This is a genomic window from Streptomyces sp. O3 (genome assembly GCF_054788135.1).
The window spans coordinates 1-250 of record NZ_JBTVYK010000221.1 but is presented as its reverse complement, the minus strand read 5'-3'; the positions used below and the strand labels follow the sequence as shown (position 1 = coordinate 250).

1 protein-coding gene is annotated in these 250 nt (G+C 64.8%); it reads right to left on the bottom strand.

The window, feature by feature from the left end; translation table 11 throughout:
* Nucleotides 1-250 (bottom strand): chemotaxis protein CheW (locus ACX6XY_RS30440; protein ID WP_460337957.1); only part of this gene is annotated, 250 nt, incomplete at both ends.

The following is a 250-nucleotide window of genomic DNA, read 5'->3' as shown; positions in this document are numbered from 1 at the left end:
ATTCAAGCGCCTTCATCTCGGCGGAATTGCGATTCATGTCGGCGCCGGCATTTACCACCACCGCATCCACATCGACAATCAACGCCACCCGCCCATCTCCCATCACCGTCGCCGCGGCGACGCCGGGCACGGCGCGATAATTGGCCTCCAGACTCTTGATGACGACCTGGCGCTGGCCGTGGATCGCATCCACCATCAGCACCGCGCGCGCGCCGCCCTCGCCTTCCACCAACAACGCCACGCTCTGCTC